Source organism: Domibacillus iocasae, assembly GCF_001750285.1.
Classification (GTDB): domain Bacteria; phylum Bacillota; class Bacilli; order Bacillales; family Domibacillaceae; genus Domibacillus; species Domibacillus iocasae.
The window spans coordinates 15,457-30,859 of sequence record NZ_MAMP01000006.1 but is presented as its reverse complement, the minus strand read 5'-3'; the positions used below and the strand labels follow the sequence as shown (position 1 = coordinate 30,859).

General features: G+C 47.0%; 18 protein-coding genes. 1 reads left to right on the top strand and 17 read right to left on the bottom strand.

Features of this window, described 5'->3' with window-relative positions; genetic code table 11:
• Nucleotides 1-402 precede the first annotated feature (402 nt).
• The 16 genes from csrA to BA724_RS02935 all read right to left on the bottom strand — a co-directional run bounded on the left by csrA (nucleotide 403) and on the right by BA724_RS02935 (nucleotide 12,757).
• On the bottom strand, nucleotides 403-630 hold the full coding sequence (csrA, locus tag BA724_RS03010) for a carbon storage regulator CsrA (RefSeq protein ID WP_069937210.1): 228 nt from the start codon (nucleotides 628-630) through the stop codon (nucleotides 403-405).
• A gap of 3 nt (nucleotides 631-633) precedes the next feature.
• Complete coding sequence (fliW, locus tag BA724_RS03005) at nucleotides 634-1,068, bottom strand: flagellar assembly protein FliW (protein WP_069937209.1); 435 nt, start codon at nucleotides 1,066-1,068, stop codon at nucleotides 634-636.
• Between the two features lie 12 nt (nucleotides 1,069-1,080).
• Nucleotides 1,081-1,641, bottom strand: a complete 561-nt coding sequence (locus BA724_RS03000; RefSeq protein WP_083256022.1) for a DUF6470 family protein — start codon at nucleotides 1,639-1,641, stop codon at nucleotides 1,081-1,083.
• 16 nt (nucleotides 1,642-1,657) lie between these two features.
• Nucleotides 1,658-2,542, bottom strand: a complete 885-nt coding sequence (flgL, locus tag BA724_RS02995) for a flagellar hook-associated protein FlgL (RefSeq protein ID WP_069937208.1) — start codon at nucleotides 2,540-2,542, stop codon at nucleotides 1,658-1,660.
• A gap of 17 nt (nucleotides 2,543-2,559) precedes the next feature.
• The gene (flgK, locus tag BA724_RS02990) at nucleotides 2,560-4,197 is read right to left on the bottom strand and encodes a flagellar hook-associated protein FlgK (protein ID WP_069937207.1); all 1,638 of its coding nucleotides are present in this window, start codon (nucleotides 4,195-4,197) and stop codon (nucleotides 2,560-2,562) included.
• A gap of 12 nt (nucleotides 4,198-4,209) precedes the next feature.
• Nucleotides 4,210-4,650: a flagellar protein FlgN gene (locus BA724_RS02985; protein ID WP_069937206.1), complete on the bottom strand. Its 441-nt coding sequence runs from the start codon at nucleotides 4,648-4,650 to the stop codon at nucleotides 4,210-4,212.
• A gap of 14 nt (nucleotides 4,651-4,664) precedes the next feature.
• A complete protein-coding gene (locus BA724_RS02980) occupies nucleotides 4,665-5,102 on the bottom strand; it encodes a YaaR family protein (RefSeq protein WP_069937205.1) in 438 nt (145 codons plus the stop codon).
• Nucleotides 5,103-5,121: 19 nt separating this feature from the next.
• Nucleotides 5,122-5,943, bottom strand: coding sequence for a flagellin N-terminal helical domain-containing protein (locus BA724_RS02975; protein WP_069937204.1), 822 nt, complete (start codon nucleotides 5,941-5,943; stop codon nucleotides 5,122-5,124).
• Between the two features lie 3 nt (nucleotides 5,944-5,946).
• On the bottom strand, nucleotides 5,947-6,384 hold the full coding sequence (gene fliS, locus BA724_RS02970) for a flagellar export chaperone FliS (protein ID WP_083256021.1): 438 nt from the start codon (nucleotides 6,382-6,384) through the stop codon (nucleotides 5,947-5,949).
• Between the two features lie 43 nt (nucleotides 6,385-6,427).
• A complete protein-coding gene (locus BA724_RS02965) occupies nucleotides 6,428-6,712 on the bottom strand; it encodes an EscU/YscU/HrcU family type III secretion system export apparatus switch protein (protein WP_069937203.1) in 285 nt (94 codons plus the stop codon).
• On the bottom strand, nucleotides 6,709-8,886 hold the full coding sequence (locus tag BA724_RS02960; protein WP_069937202.1) for a hypothetical protein: 2,178 nt from the start codon (nucleotides 8,884-8,886) through the stop codon (nucleotides 6,709-6,711). Before BA724_RS02960 ends, BA724_RS02965 begins: the two co-directional genes overlap by 4 nt.
• A 75-nt stretch (nucleotides 8,887-8,961) precedes the next feature.
• The gene (gene flgM, locus BA724_RS02955) at nucleotides 8,962-9,231 is read right to left on the bottom strand and encodes a flagellar biosynthesis anti-sigma factor FlgM (RefSeq protein WP_069937201.1); all 270 of its coding nucleotides are present in this window, start codon (nucleotides 9,229-9,231) and stop codon (nucleotides 8,962-8,964) included.
• A gap of 119 nt (nucleotides 9,232-9,350) precedes the next feature.
• Nucleotides 9,351-9,761, bottom strand: a complete 411-nt coding sequence (locus tag BA724_RS02950; RefSeq protein ID WP_069937200.1) for a TIGR03826 family flagellar region protein — start codon at nucleotides 9,759-9,761, stop codon at nucleotides 9,351-9,353.
• A gap of 58 nt (nucleotides 9,762-9,819) precedes the next feature.
• Nucleotides 9,820-10,482 (bottom strand): ComFC family protein, encoded by a 663-nt coding sequence (locus tag BA724_RS02945; RefSeq protein WP_069937199.1) that lies wholly within the window; start codon nucleotides 10,480-10,482, stop codon nucleotides 9,820-9,822.
• Nucleotides 10,479-11,789, bottom strand: coding sequence for an ATP-dependent helicase ComFA (locus BA724_RS02940; protein ID WP_069937198.1), 1,311 nt, complete (start codon nucleotides 11,787-11,789; stop codon nucleotides 10,479-10,481). The genes BA724_RS02945 and BA724_RS02940 overlap by 4 nt, the downstream gene beginning before the upstream one ends.
• 119 nt (nucleotides 11,790-11,908) lie before the next feature.
• A complete protein-coding gene (locus BA724_RS02935) occupies nucleotides 11,909-12,757 on the bottom strand; it encodes a DegV family protein (RefSeq protein ID WP_069937197.1) in 849 nt (282 codons plus the stop codon).
• Nucleotides 12,758-12,861: 104 nt separating this feature from the next.
• Between BA724_RS02935 and BA724_RS02930 the strand changes: the two genes are divergently transcribed.
• Nucleotides 12,862-13,740, top strand: a complete 879-nt coding sequence (locus tag BA724_RS02930) for an EamA family transporter (protein ID WP_245676132.1) — start codon at nucleotides 12,862-12,864, stop codon at nucleotides 13,738-13,740.
• 402 nt (nucleotides 13,741-14,142) lie between these two features.
• On the opposite strand, the gene BA724_RS02925 is transcribed toward BA724_RS02930, so the two are convergent.
• On the bottom strand, nucleotides 14,143-15,390 hold the full coding sequence (locus tag BA724_RS02925; protein ID WP_069937196.1) for a dihydrolipoamide acetyltransferase family protein: 1,248 nt from the start codon (nucleotides 15,388-15,390) through the stop codon (nucleotides 14,143-14,145).
• Nucleotides 15,391-15,403 lie beyond the last annotated feature (13 nt).

The following is a 15,403-nucleotide window of genomic DNA, read 5'->3' as shown; positions in this document are numbered from 1 at the left end:
ATAATCACCTTTTTTAATTTCTAATATGAAACATTTACTTCAGCAGTTGCAAAATGCTTTGCTGCGGCTGGTTCGCCTAAATCATTATGGCGATAATAGCTTTTATCCGGGTCATGATTTTTTTGTCGTGCCGGCGTTGCGAGAGACCTAATTCAACCCATAAATCCGCACACATTTTCCCAGAAACGGTGAGTTCCCCATATCATCATCAAGTTCCTTTCTGGTTTTCTTCTTATATCGGAAATCATGTAGTATTTTTCACTGGCGAGTCTAAAAAATAATCTGGATCCAGATTTTAGACAGCTAGGACCGATAAAAATTTTTCCGGCTATAGGACTAATTTTTCCGGCTTAAATTTTTTTGCCCAACAGCCATTCCTTTCACTAAAAAACTCCCATCCACTTATTTCGTTGGAGGGAGTTTAAAAAGGCCGGACAAATCCGTCACACCGGCAGAGGCCGATTTATTTTCGCTGCCGATCGCAACGTAAATTTCTTTCCGGTGAATATCAATATGCTTTGGAGCATTAATGCCAAGCTTCACCTGGTCACCGGAAACAGCGACAACTGTGATTTCAATCTCGTCACCGATCATAAGCGACTCACCTGGTTTTCGCGTAAGAACAAGCATCGGTTATGCCTCCTTCACCTGAAACAGGTTATGGCGTGTTTCATACGGCGTGCCGGTTAAAATCAGCTGGCGTCCGCTACGTGTTTTTTTATTAATGACGACCGGCGCCTGCAGATTCGCAGTCGTTTCTTCAAATGGATCTCGTACTGTCAGGATATTCAAAAGGGTAACATCCTCTTCTTTCTCAATGGCAAGGGCATCAATTGTCGCATCGTCAATTTTTACATTGTAATCGATAAAAAAGGAAAATGGATCTGTGACAACAAAGCTTAAATCCGGTGTAGACACTGATTGAAGTGCATAAAAAATGTTGTTATCTGGAAACGCAAGAAGGACAAATTTCTTCTCATTTTCAAAGCTAGGAACACCGCTTGAGAATGTTAAAATATCCTCTTGTTTAATCTCTTTTTCACCGTGATACTTCGTTTTGATCTTCACATTGATCACCCTTTAAATCGTTTTGTTAACTGCCTGAAAGCGGACGAACGGAGATTGGATTAGCTGAAAGCTGACATCGCCGGGCTGATAATTGATCACTGGTTTGTTGGCGCGTGTGTTGTTTTCCACTTGATGGGTTTGGACATTAATGACAACATCTCCAACCTGATAATCGATTTTCACGCTTCCATATGAAGGAATCCAGGTAAGCCCTGTTTCAAAATTGCGGGCAGATTTGCGCTTTGCCTGCTGTTGAATCGCATTATCGACTTTATGGATATCCGCCAGCTCCCGTCCTTCCATTGCGCGGCGACCGGTACCTTCCAGTGCTTTTTGCCGTGCTTTTGCTGCCGTTTCCCGCGTCAGCTGAAACACATCTTTCCGGCCAGCGTCCGCAAATGCCTGAGACTGGTCAATCCGCAGCTGTCCCGGTGTCGTCTGAATACTCATGTCCGCTTTGGGCTGCCGAAGATCTACAGAAGCATCCGGCTGCTGAATCGATAATGCTGCAGGAGAGGTACGCATCTTAAGCTTTGCATTCGTAATTGTATAATCCAGCGTGGTTATATTCACAGTCTATTCCCCCTATTTAACGGAGATAATCCATTAATGTCGGCTGAATAATGCGGGATGCTACAGAAAGTGCCGCCTTATGAACTGTTTCTTGAACGGTTAATTCGGTTACAACCTGCTCAAAGTCGACATCTTCATTTTCTGACATAATGCGGGATGCTACGACTTTTTGCTCCGCCATGCGTGCCTCCATCAACTCGATTCGGTTAAAACGTGCCCCGATTTGGGCGCGGGCTGTCGTGTTAGACGAAATTTGATCATCAATCTCTGTTAATAATGCACTTAGATCTGTACTAGTTCCGCTATCCAGCTCATTAATAACATTTTGTACGACTGTAAAAACATCGGTTGTCCCATTTGAAAATGCGGAACTTTGCGGAATGTTTACTTGAACGTATACACCCGGTGATAGTTCAATTTCCACTTCCTCATTATTCGGAGGGTTTATAGGGACACCTGTATCAGAAACTGGCGCATCTAATGTATCAGTTCCATTAAATAAATACTTTTCCCCGAATTTTGTATTAGCAATTTCAATTAAATGCTCTTTCAGCTGTTCAATTTCAGCTTTTGCGGCTTGTCTTTGCTCTGTATCATATGTGTCATTTGATGTTTGAACAACAAGTTCACGTACACGGTCTAATGCCAGCTTCGCTTTATCAAGAGCTGAGTCAGCATTTTCAACCCAGTTGTACGCTTCTCCAAAATTCCGCTGAAACTGCTCGACTTCAGCCAGGCTGCGGCGATAAACAATTCCTTTCATCGCAACGACCGGATCGTCAGAAGGCTTGGAAATTTTCTTCTGTGTTGAAACTTGTGTATTTAATTTATCCATGCGCAGCATACTGTCCTGCAAATTTTTCAAAGAATTTGCAGAAAGCATTGTTTGTGTTACCCTCATTGCTTTTCACTCCTCTTTTAACGGCCTCCGACACCCATGCCGTTAATGATTTTATCCAGCATTTCATCTACTACTGTAATCATTCGCGCCGCACCGTTATAGGCATGCTGAAATTGAATAAGGTTCGTCATTTCTTCATCCAACGAAACCGAAGAAATTGAATTGCGATTCGTTACGACAGAATCTTTCAAGACTGTTACATTTTCCTCCATTCTTTTAGCCTGTTTTGAATCGACGCCGAGAGTCCCAATAACAGATTCATAAAAAGAATTCAGCGTACCGCTCTTAATCTCAGAATTGCCATTGGCATCGTACGTGCCTCCCCCCAGCAATTCCACTGCTGTATCGCTTAGAAGCATAGAACCAATATTCGCCAGGTTCAGTGCATTTTGAGCGTTCCCTACACTACCTGTTGTAGAAGCGGCTATTTTTTCAGGCGTAATTGCTTCGTTAAACTTAATTTCTGATGCTGCGTTTTTATAATCTATTGGCAGTTCAAACACGTCTTCTGTTGCCTGAGCGCCTGTCATATCATAACCAAGTTTAAAAATATCATTAAACATTGTCCCTAATGAAAATGCCAGCTTATCCAGCTTATCCAAAACATCTGAATAAATGCCTTTTACATCTTCAGTCGCATCGGCAGGGTCATGCTTGTAGCCATATGATTCAATGAGACCGCGAATTTCTCCCCGCGCAAATACAACATCAGTTCCATTCGCAAAATCCACTGTTTCAACGGGGGCGCCAGTAAGCTGATATTCTTTATCGTACTCGTACTCATGAAAGTACAGTGCAGAAACACTGTCAGCAGGCACATCAAACTCTTCTGCGTCCGTACTGCTGAAACTGATTTGCTTGTAGTTGTTTTGATCCATCAGCATAATTCCACTGCCATCGTCATTCATTAAACTTATACGATAAACACCCTCTGCAATATCAAGCGAATTGCCTCCGACCGACATTTTTTCAATTTCAATAGAAATGTTCATATATTGAGAAAGCTCATCGACAAGCAAATCACGCCTGTCATATAAATCATTTGGCAAATAACCGTTCGGCTCTATTTCCGCAATTTGCTGGTTAACGTCAAATAGCTGCTTAAGAATCCCATTCGCTGCTTCTATCGTTACACCAGTCTGATCTCCGAAATCTTTTTTAATGGCGTTTAATGAGTCAGCCATATAATTAAACGTATCCGTCACTGACTGAAGCCGCTCAATGACAACACTGCGCGCTCCATCATTTTCAGCCGAAGTGGAAAGCACCTGTAATGATTCCCAAAGTTCACTCATCGTCGCGGCCAAACCTTCTGTAGATGGTTCATTAACGATGTCTTCCACTTTTGTGAAAGCATCGGCACGGGCACTCCAGTAACCTAGTTTATTATTTTCATTCCGGTACTGTACATCAATAAACGAATCACGAATGCGCTGAACAGAGCCTGCTTCAACTCCTGTTCCCATTTGACCAGGAATATTTGGACGGTTTAAGCCGACAGCTGGATAAGGAGTGGTTGTTTGAAAATTTACACGCTGGCGTGAATAACCCGGTGTATTTGCATTCGAAATGTTGTGACCAGTTGTATAGAGTGCACTTTGCTGAGTGAACATGCCGCGCTTGGCGGTTTCTAGTCCCATAAATGTTGATCTCATATTGTTTCTCTCCTATGCTTTCGAGTCAAAAACTGGTCCAGTTGCCGGCGGCCGATCCGCTTCACCGTCAGGCGCATAATTTCCCGCTTCCGGCGGGGCAATCAGGTCAAGCTGGAAATGAACCAATTGAAGCGACTGGTCCAAGAGCTCCTCATTTAACTGATTCGTTTGCTGAAGCTCATGAAGAACATCTACTAATTGGTCACGCAGCAATCCGGCTTTCTGCTGTTCTTCCATTGAACGTGACGGCAAAAGTTCTGCTAACGTTTGTCCTGAATGTTCAGTACGCTTATTTTCAAGTATGGCGATCGCATTCACATGCTTTTGCTCTTCTCGGACAATCCGGTTCAATTCGTCCATTCTGTTGTGCTTCACAGCTTCTGTTTTTCTACGTGCCAGTTCAAGCAGGCTTTTATGAAGCGCCAGCTGTTTTTCGAGCGTTTCGATAAGCATGACGCTCCTCCTTTTTACGTGTAAATATTAATTAATAAACCTTGAATTTCGCCGACTTTACTCAAAATATCAAGCTGCGACTTTTCTTTGTTAATGACGTCATTGGCGAGCTGGGTGAGGCGGCTGTCGACTTCTTTTACAATCTTATATACTTTCGTCCGGCCACGCCGGTTGAAGCCGCGCTGTTCCTCGAGTTGAAGACCGCTGTTGACCGCTTCTTCCATAAACTCCTTGACCATTTTTTTATATTTTCGCAAGTCATCAATCGTCCGGTGTTCGGCGAGCTTTTCACCCTGTGTTTCGATGTCTTTCATCATGCCGTTCATTTTCTCTAGTGCGGCGTTTTGGCGCTTGTTCGCGATCACATCCGTGAATGTTGTCGATGCTTTCGCCACTTCTTCTTTTCGTTCCGTGCGGGATGGTGCTGCTTTATTTATGCGCTGTATTTCCATTGTGGTTCACCCCGTTTGATTATTGAAGAAGCTGCAGAACGCCCTGCGGCAGCTGATTCGCCTGTGCCAGCATCGCTTGTCCGGCCTGGTTTAAGATGTTGTTTCGTGTGAACTGCGTCATCTCTTCCGCCATATCAAGGTCGCGAATACGGGATTCAGCTGCTGTTAAATTCTCGTTCGCTGACTGCAAATTAGAGATGGTATGTTCCAATCGGTTTTGTACTGCGCCTAGCTTGCTTCGTTGTGCAGATACTTCGGAAATCGCCTTATCAATCGTTGTTATAGCATTAGAAGCCGTAGAAGCAGCTAAAACATCAACACCGCTTATTGCAAGACCCGAAGAGGAAGCACCCATTTGTTTAATTGTTAATGAGAGTGTTTCTTGAGCATTTGCACCAATTTGGAAAATAACCCCTGATGACATACTGCCATCAAGCAGATCTTTATTGTTAAACTGCGTTGTATTGGCAATTCGATCAATCTCTTCAGTTAATGCATCGATTTCATCCTGGATGGATTGACGGTCTGCCGTGACAAGCGTCCCATTTGCTCCCTGTACAGACAATTCACGCATACGCTGTAAAATATCATGGGTCGAAGCAAGCGCACCTTCTGCCGTTTGAATAAGGGAAATGGCATCTAATGAGTTACGCTCTGCCATATCAAGACCGCGGATTTGCGAGCGCATTTTTTCGGAAATGGCAAGACCAGCCGCATCATCCGCTGCACGGTTAATACGAAGGCCGGATGATAGCTTTTCAAGGCTTTTTGATGTAGCGTTGTTTGTGTTGCTTAAATTCCGATAAGCATTTAATGCTTGAATATTATGATTGATTCTCATCGATTATTTCCCCGTTTCGAGTGTATTTTTCGGCTGTTCTTCGACGAATACATTTTGTTCATATGCATTTTGACGACGTGGCGCGGGTTTAGATGGTGCATGTTTCAATGCTTCGTTCCATGCGTCCGCAATTGTTTGAAACAGCCGTTTTGCATCGGCAAGCCGTTTTGCATCTTTATGAAGATTCGCTTCAATGACGGTGTCGGCAATAAAATTGTATACATGGTCAAGCTGGTCGGCGATAATGCCTGCTTCATAATTAAGTCCTGCGCCGAGCCGCTCAGTGATATCATTAATTTTTTGCATGGCGCGGTTGGCTTCTGCAAAGTTGCCTTTTTTAAGGAACGTTTCCGCCTGATCAAATTGATTCAGTCCTGCTTCATATAGGAGAGCCGTAATTTGCTGGGGCGTTTTTTGATAAATCATTTCTTTTGTGATCACGTTTGTCACCTCATTTGTATGTATCGGCAAAATTTGCCGGATTTTAATACGCTGATTCCATTTCTTCGATTAAAATAAGCATTTCGGCGATAACGGAATACAGCTGCGGTGGAATCGAGTCGCCCAGGTCGATGTCGATCAGCTCCGATAAAAGAGAAGAGTCCTGCTCCATCGGAATGCCATGCTGGCCGGCGAGCTCCAAAATCTTTGCGGCGAGCGCGCCTTTTCCCTGCGCAACGACAGTCGGCGCGCTTCCTTCTTCGTAGCGGATGACCGCTGCCGACGGACCGTTCAGCTTACGGCGGTTAATCTGGTTGTAATAGCTCATATCGTGAAATCAAACCCTTTCGAAGAAGATGACGTTGTGCCTGCTTTTACTTCCGCCTTCTCTTCCTTCTTTGCAAATGTGCCGAATTGCACCGCACCGACACGGTATCCAATGTCTGAAAGCCGATCTTTCAATACAACTGTGAGCGGCTCCATTTTTTGCTGAAAGTCTTCCCGGTCGTTTTGTACTTTCACAGATAAATTCCGGTCTGCGGATGAAATGGTCATGCCGACAGGACCGAGTTTTTTCGTTTCGAATAAAAAGTGGATAGAGCAGTTTTCCCAGTCTACCTGCTGGCCGCCATCTTTAGAACGGATAAAGACATTGACGTTTTCCGCCTGGCCGCCGAGTAAAAATGGCAGTGACATCATCATCGACTGAAGACCGGATTCCGGCTTGCTTAACAGCTGCTGGCCGGTTAAATTCGCCGACGCCTGCTCACCGCCCGATCCGGACTGTTGACCCATCGATGCAAGCAGTGCCTGTTTTATCGCATTCGGCACTTCCGCTTTTCCTTTTAAAAGGGTGGCTGCCTGCTCGTGCTCATAGTTAAATCCAGCCGCACGCACAAGCTCAAATGCGTTTCGAGCGCCTGGTGTCTCGTAAAGGCCGGCCATCGCGCCGGCAAGGTTTCGCTGCGGCGTATCGGCCAGTTCCTGCGTAACCATATGCATCACCCGTGAATCAGATGGTTTAAACGTAACTTTGTCGATGAGCGCTTTGACGTCCGCAACGATACGGGCCGCTGCCTGTGTATCTCCTTTTGTGAGCAGCTTACGTGCGTCCGCCAGCTGCTGAGATGCCTGCATCAATTGTTTTTCTGTTTTCATATCGGTATACATCATAAAATCGCCTTTTAAGATGGCATTGTCGAGTGTCTTAATGGCCGTTTCCACGACCGGCTTGGCCTGCTGCGGCGTTTTGACCAGCAATTCTGCCGTCTGCAAATTGCGCATAATGTCGCGCTTAAACTGTTTAAAATCAATCGCGGACTGTGACATTTTTTCCGTGATCGTCGTCATGATGACGTTTTTCGAAGCAGGCGGCACCTGGGCGAATAATTCATCCGGAATCACCGGCGCGCTGTTTGCGGCCGGCGGCGGGATGAGCGGTTCGACCGCTTTCATCAGTTCGCCGCGGGCCGCGAGCTCTTTGCCTGATGCCATAAGGGCTTCTGCTTTTTCAATGGCGCCGCCGAGTTCCGGCAATGTGTCCTTCATAAAGGAGGTTATCCGCTCAAATGAAGGTTCTTTTTGAATCATGCCGGCTGCTTTTTGCGGCAGTGATGGTTCCGTTTCTTCTGTCTCCGGCATAATGATGCCTGATGGCTGAAGAGATGCGGCCATTTTTGTCTGTGCCATGTCAGCAAGCTGCAGTGCTTCGGCGAGCGGCTTAATAACAGACGTGCGATCCCCAGCGAATAACGTCCGTAATGCCTGAACGATATCCGGTAAAGAACCGCTTTGATCCAATTTACGTGCAAGCTCATGCAAGAGTGCGTGATCCGGCTGCTGTTTCAACAAAAGCGAAATGGCATCAGCCAGCTTCTGCTTCGCTGTATTGTTGACGATTTCAGCCTGAATCGCACCAGCACGTTCCATGAGCTTTGAGACCGGAATGTTTTGTTCACGGGCTAATGTTTTCAATGCTTCCGCCAGTTGTGAAGACGAACTGCTTTTCTTAACCAGCGCTTCTACTTGTTTCGCAACATCTTCAGGAAGCGGCGAGGATTTAATCGTTTCTACAGCTTCTTGAACACGGCCAAGCTGTAAGGCTTTTTCAATGGCAGCTCTTGTATTCTCTGGAAAGTCGATGCCCGACCGCTTCAGCCACTCAGCCGCCTGTTTGCCAAACGGCGTTCCGGTCAATGCAGCGTGTACCGCTTTTAGAGACGATTCAGACGGCATAATCCCTTTTTCGGCAAGCGCCTTTACCGTAGCAAGCTTGTCCTCATCTGTTCCAGGCGCCGTTTCCATAAACGTCTTCACAGCCTGTGCTCCTTCTTTTGTGAGCGTCATCCCTTTTTCAGTAAAAGCCGCGAGTTCCGGCGGCTGTTTTTCCATTTTGGGGGTCGTTCCCGCTGTTGCTTCAAGGGACGCTACGGCGCTTTCTCCTTGTGCAGGGACAATGGCCGGTTGAATGGGCGTTAGTGTCGCTTGTGGCTGAATTTTCATCAATCGGGCTCCTTTCCTTTTTATGTACATAAAGAAAGATCGCCCGGAGAAGTCTCGTGGGCGATCCGGTTACGGTTACAGTTTTCCGTAAAAGTCGAGCATGGCTTTGGCGGTTGCGTTCGCATCTGTTTTGTATGTGCCATCTGAAATCTGTTCTTTCAGAAGCGCGATTTTTTCACGGCGTTCAGCTAGTATTCTTGATGAGTCTTGCATCTCTTTGGCGGCGCTCGAAATTTCGAGCTTGTCGCCGGCTGCCGGGCTGGCGGCTTTGGCCGCGTCCGCTTTTTTCAGCTGCTTCTGATACGGATTGATCCCGTTCAAGCCGGGTGTTTGATTAATTTTCATCTCCGTATCCTCGCTTTCTTTTTTTATTCTTGTGTTTATTATATCGTCTTTACGTTAAAAATGTTTAATAAGGAATTTTGCTTAATTTTTCTGGCACAAAAACCCGCCAAATGGCGGGTTTATGAGCGTTTGCTTAAAAATGTTCTTTGCTGGCTTTCCTTGCGTTCACGTTCAAATGCCTGCTCACGATCATGCAGTTTCAAACTCGATTCAAGTTCTTCTATGCAGTTGTTGCACACCTTGCCCGCTTGAATGATGGCGCCGCACCGGTCGCACGGATAGCCAAGGTTGGGGAACTGCCTTGCCTGCAGACGTCCTTTTTTTACCCATTTCTGAATCATTTCTTCGGATGCTCCCGTTACTTCCACGACACGTTCTAATGTTGCAGCACGGTTTTCCCGCTTTCGTAAAAATGTGTAGGCGGCTTGATAAAGTGCTTCTTCCGACCGGGAACATTTTGGACAGACATCACGAAATGCATTTTGCGCATACAGCTCGCCACACCGTGGACAATCAACGACTTCATTCATCCCATTCACCTCAAGTTTTTCATCTTTAGTTCTATTCTCCTAGCGGCATTCCAAAATGTCAAGAACCGCTTCGTGCAACTGTAATGCTTTTCACACTGGATGCGCCTGCTCCGTCCAGTGCATCCGCCACAAGCCGAATTGTAGCCCCTGTTGTATATATATCGTCAATCACAAGAATAGATTTACCCTTAGCGTCACCAATCGGGTAAAAAGTCTGCTCTGTGCCTATTCGTTCGGCACGGGACTTTTTAGATTGCTTGTCCGATTCATGGCGGGCAAGCAGCGGCGCAGGTGTGAGTCCGGCCATTTCAATGAGTGCTTCTGACTGGTTAAACCGCCGTTCAATGAGGCGCGACGGCGAGAGTGGCACTGCACAAATGAGATCATAGGACATCTTTTTTGCCACTTTCCGGATGTCCTCGGCAAATATATCAGCCAGTGCATAGTCACCCCGGTATTTAAACCGGGCGATCAAATCCTGCATCGCGTCATTGTAACGGTACAGCGATTGATTGGAAAGAAAAATATTTTTCTCCCACGCCGCACAGTCCGGGCATATTCCTGTTTGATCCATCGTTCTGGAACATACATTACATGACGGTCCGCTTAGTTTTTCAAATTGGCTTGTGCAGCTTTCGCAAAGAGTGGGAGGCTTGGCTCCGAAAAAAGCACGCCACGATTGGATTGCCGTATCGTTTTCGCATAACAGGCACCGTTTCATGAATCCAAAAGGCCCCTTTCTTTTCCAAGCGCATTCATTTCATTAATTTGTTTGACCGCCCGCACCATCGCTTCTGTTTTTCCATAATGAAAAAACGAAATGTCTCCTGTCGGATAATTAATGCTGCGCCCGGCACGGCCGGCAATTTGAATGAGCGCACTTTCAGTAAACACCCGGTCTTCCGAGCCGACAACGGCAACATCAACACCGGGAAAGGTAACGCCCCGCTCTAAAATGGTTGTGGTGAGCAAAATGGGTATATCTCCCCGGCGCATCGCTTCGACTTTTTCTTTTCGGAGCGGGTCAGCCGCATGGACACTTTCAATGCGCAGGTTTATCTCTTTAAAAATCGGCAGTGCTTTATCCATCGTATCGATGTGCGGATAAAAAACGAGCGCTTTTTCTTTTTCTTTCACCCACTTTAAAACGGGTACCGGCACAATTGATTTTTTCCAGTTTCCACACCAGGCCATTTTCGGCACCGGAAGCGGCTGGCGATGATAGCGGGCCGGAATAAGCGTCGCATCGCGGCTGCCAGCTTGAATTTCTGCTTGCCACGCCGGCTCTGGTGTGGCGGTTAAATAAATAAGCGCGGATTCTTTCTTGCGTGCTTTTTGAACGGCATACTGAAGGGATTGGTCAAACGTATAAGGAAACGCATCGACTTCATCAACGATCATGACGTCAAACGCTTCATAAAAGCGGAACAGCTGATGCGTGGTGGAGACGACAAGCGGGCTGTACGTGTTGCGGTCCGGGCTGCCCCCGTACAAGGCGGCAGGCGGTGTGTCCGGAAATACCTTTTCAAAACGCGGCGCCAGCTCCCGGACAACATCAGCTCTCGGGGCGGCAATGCAGACGCGTTTTCCATTAGACAGCGCCGCCGCGATTCCGGCAAACAGCACTTCCGTTTTTCCGGCTCCGGCGACTGCCCAGACAGTATGCTCGCTCCTGTTTTGTATCGCAAGCAGCACATTGTCAGAAGCCATTTTTTGTCCGGCTGATAGTGTACCGGACCAATGCAGCATTCCAGCCCTTTTGGAGTGCGCCGGCTCAGGCCCAATCCAGCGATAAAGAGTCGTACAAGATGAAATTTTGCCCATTTCGATGCAGTTTCGGCAGTACGTGCAGCGTTTGCCGCATCGGACACATGGATGAGAGGAGAGATTGGATGTATTGCCGCAGCGATGGCAGTGTTGTGGCGGGTCAGATAAACCGGGGCGGACGGTGAAGTGATGAAGATCAGGAAATGACGGTATTTCTTCATCAGTTAGTTCACGGCCGGAGAAAAAGAAAGCATTCGTCATAAGTCACGTCCTTTCGTTTTTATTATACGAGGTTTCACCTATAAAAAAAAGCGCTTCAGCTGTTTGTCTGAGCGCTTTTTATATTGTAAAGCAGTTGATTTTGCGGCTAATCTCTAAATCTATTCAACCTTTTTCGTCCAGCCCATCGCCAGAGCGCCTTCACCTAAATGCGTCGCAACGACCGGACCAAAGCTTGAGATGCCGAATTCTGCGTTCGGGAACCGTTTTTTCAGCTCCGTCATCCACTTGCGCGCTTCGTCTTCCCGGTTAGCGTGGATAATGACAGCCTGAAACTTGTCACCTTTCTTGTACTCTTCTTCAAACAAGTCAGCGATCCGCTTCAGCGCTTTTTTGCTCGTCCGTATTTTTTCAAACGGCACAATCACTTTATCATTAAAGTGCAAAATCGGTTTTACCTGAAGCAAGCTGCCAATCAGTGCCTGCGCACCACTTAACCGGCCGCCGCGTTTTAAATGGTTTAAATCATCCACCATAAAATACGCTTTCGTCCACTTCTTCATTTCTGTCAGTTCGGCCAGAATCTCTCCCGGCATTTTGCCCTGCTTCACCATTTCAACCGCACGAAGGACATAAAATGCCTGCGGCGTGCAGCTCAGTTCTGTATCAAATGAATAAACGTCCAGCCCCTCAACCATATCGGCTGCCGTCAGCGACGATTGATACGTGCCGCTAATGCCACTTGATAAATAAATGCCAATTACCGCATCGTATTCCTTGGCAATTTGCTCGTACATGTCAACGAAGTGGCCGATGACCGGCTGGGACGTCGTGGGCAGCTTGCCCCCCTCATTGATTTTCCCATAAAACTCTTTCATCGTAATATCGAGTTCTTCACGGTACGCATCCTCGCCAAAAATAACACTGAGCGGGATCATAAAAATATTTAGTTCATCGCGCAGCGCTTTTGGAAGATAAGCTGTGCTGTCGGTCAAAATAGCCGTCTTCATCTTATGGTACCTGCCTTTTCTTTTTTTCATCTCCTTACATTTTATCTGAATAGAGGTTGTTTTGCATCTTTTTTCAGATAAGATAAAAGACAGGAGGGATAAATGTGAAAGCACCATTGCTTGTGTTAGCCGGTGCTTCCTTATGGGGAATGATCGGTCTATTTGTACAGGGACTTTATAAAGAAGGATTCACCCCAATCGACGTCGTCGCACTTCGGGTATACGGTTCAGCGCTCGTTTTATTTCCTTTTCTAGCAATCTGCAAACCGAATTTGCTTAAAATCCAACTGCGGGACTTGTTCTTTTTTGCAGGCTGCGGGATTGTCAGCATCGTCTTTTTTAATTTATGCTTTTTCACTGTGATCGAACGCTCGTCTAATTCTCTTGCCGTTGTCCTGCTGTACACGGGACCGGTTTTTGTCGTCCTGCTGTCGCGTGTGTTCTTTAAAGAACCGCTGACCGGCGGAAAAAGCGTGGCTCTCTTTTTAACCGTGATCGGCTGTATTCTTGCCGTCGGTCTCATTCCAGCCGGCGACTCTCATATGTCTGCGCTGACTGTGCTAATTGGGCTTTTGTCCGGCTTTTTTTATGCGCTGTATTCGATTTTCGGCAAGTTTATCGCCGGACGCTATCATTCTGTCACCATTACGGCGTATTCGATGCTGACAGCTTCTCTGTTTATTGTGCCGATGTCCGGATTGTTTCAGAAAACAAGTCAGCTGGCTCATGTTGGTGTACTTTTAAACAGCGCCGGACTTGTTTTACTATCAACGATTTTTGCTTATATCCTCTACACAGCCGGTTTGTCTAAAATGGAATCCGGACGTGCGGCGATTCTAGCAACAACCGAGCCGGTGGTGGCAATTTTCATTGGGATGCTCGTGTTTGGAGATGCGTTGACTGTATGGCAAACTGCTGGGGTCGTCTGCATTTTAAGTGCCGTTTTGTTTACGATTGAACGGCGGTTGACTCGGACAGCTTAAGTAGCCTGGTGAGAAATTATGACATCCGCTCAGCTTGCGCAATTTTCTTCACATTGGCGCGAAAAATAAAGGAAATGTCCTAAAAGCTTATTATCCATTCGGCATGCCGGCTTATTATGAGCTAGCGTCGATATATTTCTGATTGCGCCGAAAAAATAGGTGCTACGCCGAAAAAACCCATTTTCCGGCGTTAAAGCCTAGTTTTCCGGCTTTATTCTTCTTATTTCGGCGTTAGCCCTTCTATTCCGGCGCTAGTTTGAAAGAGCGAATAATAAAAGGCTGTCCTCAAAATCCGGATGTACCTGATTTATAGGACAGCCCCTTTCAAAGTGTAGAGAAAGTCAGAAAGCCAGCGTTTGTCAACCGTCTGAAACCTTCTGCAACCGCAGGAGGTTATTGTCTTTATTCGGCAAGCATCCGATACGGCTGTTCAAGCAACGTTTTCACTGTCTGTAAAAATGCAGCGGCCGGTGCGCCATCGATAGCGCGGTGGTCAAACGTTAAGCTGAGCGGCTGGATCACCCGCTTCTCCAGCTCGTCTCCCACAAACACAGCTTCCGGCATCGCCCGGCCGAGCCCGAGAATGCCGATTTCCGGTGGATTCAAGACCGGTGTAAAGTACTCGACATCGTAGTTTCCAAGGTTCGTAATGGTGAATGTGGAGCCTTTTAATGTTTCCGCCTGAATGTCGCCATTCCGGACATCATCAGCGTTTGAGCGAATCCGTTCTGACAAGTCTTTCAGCGACAAGCAGCATGCATCGTTAATAACCGGCACCATTAATCCGCCGTCGAGCGCCACGGCAATGCCGAGGTGGACCCGGTCGTGCAGCGCAAGCCGTCCATTTTGGAGTGTCGCATTCATCGCCGGATGTTTTTTCAGCGACGTGATCACGGCCTTGGCAACAAAATCCGTCAATGTTAATTTCACACCGCCCGCCTCAAGCGCTTCGTTCATTTGCTTGCGGATCGTCATTAAATCCGTCACGTCCGCTTTCATCGTGATGGTCAGCTGCGCGGTTGTCCGCAAACTGTCAAACATGCGGTCTGCAATGACTTTTCGCATGCCGGCAAGCGGTTTTCCTGCAGCCGATGAGCGGGAAGACATCGGCTCGACATCCGCTTCCGGCGCCGGGGCGGCAGGCTGCTGATTATGGTTCATGTGACGTTCCACATCCAAGCGGGTAATGCGTCCATTCGGCCCTGTGCCTGGAATGCCGGTTACATCTATACTGTGTTCTTTTGCCAGCTTTCGGGCAGCAGGTGAAATACGGGTTCTGCCGCCGATTTTCTCGGCTTCTGCGGCGACGGGCTCCGGCGTTTTTTGAATTGAAGCCGGTGTTTCTTCCGGCATATCCGGCGCTTCTTGGTGAAGCTCGGCTTGCGGCGCATTTGTCGCGTCCGGCTCTTCTCCAGCCGTTCCCACAAATCCGATCGCCTCGCCCACCTTTACCACATCATCTGAAGAAGCCTGAATTTTAAGCAGCACCCCATCTGCCGGTGCTTCAACGTCTTTTTCTATTTTATCAGAGCTGATCACAGCGACCGAATCTCCCTTTTTCACTTCGTCGCCTTCCTGCTTCAGCCATTCGACGACCGTTCCTTCTTCCATCCCCATCCCGAGCTTTGGCATAATCACTTTTACAGCCATCGTAACTCCTCCT

Excerpts from the sequence above, each read along its gene's own strand:
- csrA (WP_069937210.1), bottom strand. The coding sequence starts at position 630 with ATGCTTGTTCTTACGCGAAAACCAGGTGAGTCGCTTATGATCGGTGAC.
- flgL (WP_069937208.1), bottom strand. The coding sequence starts at position 2,542 with ATGAGGGTAACACAAACAATGCTTTCTGCAAATTCTTTGAAAAATTTG.
- flgK (WP_069937207.1), bottom strand. The coding sequence starts at position 4,197 with ATGAGATCAACATTTATGGGACTAGAAACCGCCAAGCGCGGCATGTTC.
- BA724_RS02985 (WP_069937206.1), bottom strand. The coding sequence starts at position 4,650 with ATGCTTATCGAAACGCTCGAAAAACAGCTGGCGCTTCATAAAAGCCTG.
- BA724_RS02980 (WP_069937205.1), bottom strand. The coding sequence starts at position 5,102 with ATGGAAATACAGCGCATAAATAAAGCAGCACCATCCCGCACGGAACGA.
- BA724_RS02975 (WP_069937204.1), bottom strand. The coding sequence starts at position 5,943 with ATGAGAATCAATCATAATATTCAAGCATTAAATGCTTATCGGAATTTA.
- BA724_RS02965 (WP_069937203.1), bottom strand. The coding sequence starts at position 6,712 with ATGAGCTATTACAACCAGATTAACCGCCGTAAGCTGAACGGTCCGTCG.
- BA724_RS02960 (WP_069937202.1), bottom strand. The coding sequence starts at position 8,886 with ATGAAAATTCAGCCACAAGCGACACTAACGCCCATTCAACCGGCCATT.
- flgM (WP_069937201.1), bottom strand. The coding sequence starts at position 9,231 with ATGAAAATTAATCAAACACCCGGCTTGAACGGGATCAATCCGTATCAG.
- BA724_RS02950 (WP_069937200.1), bottom strand. The coding sequence starts at position 9,761 with ATGAATGAAGTCGTTGATTGTCCACGGTGTGGCGAGCTGTATGCGCAA.
- BA724_RS02945 (WP_069937199.1), bottom strand. The coding sequence starts at position 10,482 with ATGAAACGGTGCCTGTTATGCGAAAACGATACGGCAATCCAATCGTGG.
- BA724_RS02940 (WP_069937198.1), bottom strand. The coding sequence starts at position 11,789 with ATGACGAATGCTTTCTTTTTCTCCGGCCGTGAACTAACTGATGAAGAA.
- BA724_RS02935 (WP_069937197.1), bottom strand. The coding sequence starts at position 12,757 with ATGAAGACGGCTATTTTGACCGACAGCACAGCTTATCTTCCAAAAGCG.
- BA724_RS02925 (WP_069937196.1), bottom strand. The coding sequence starts at position 15,390 with ATGGCTGTAAAAGTGATTATGCCAAAGCTCGGGATGGGGATGGAAGAA.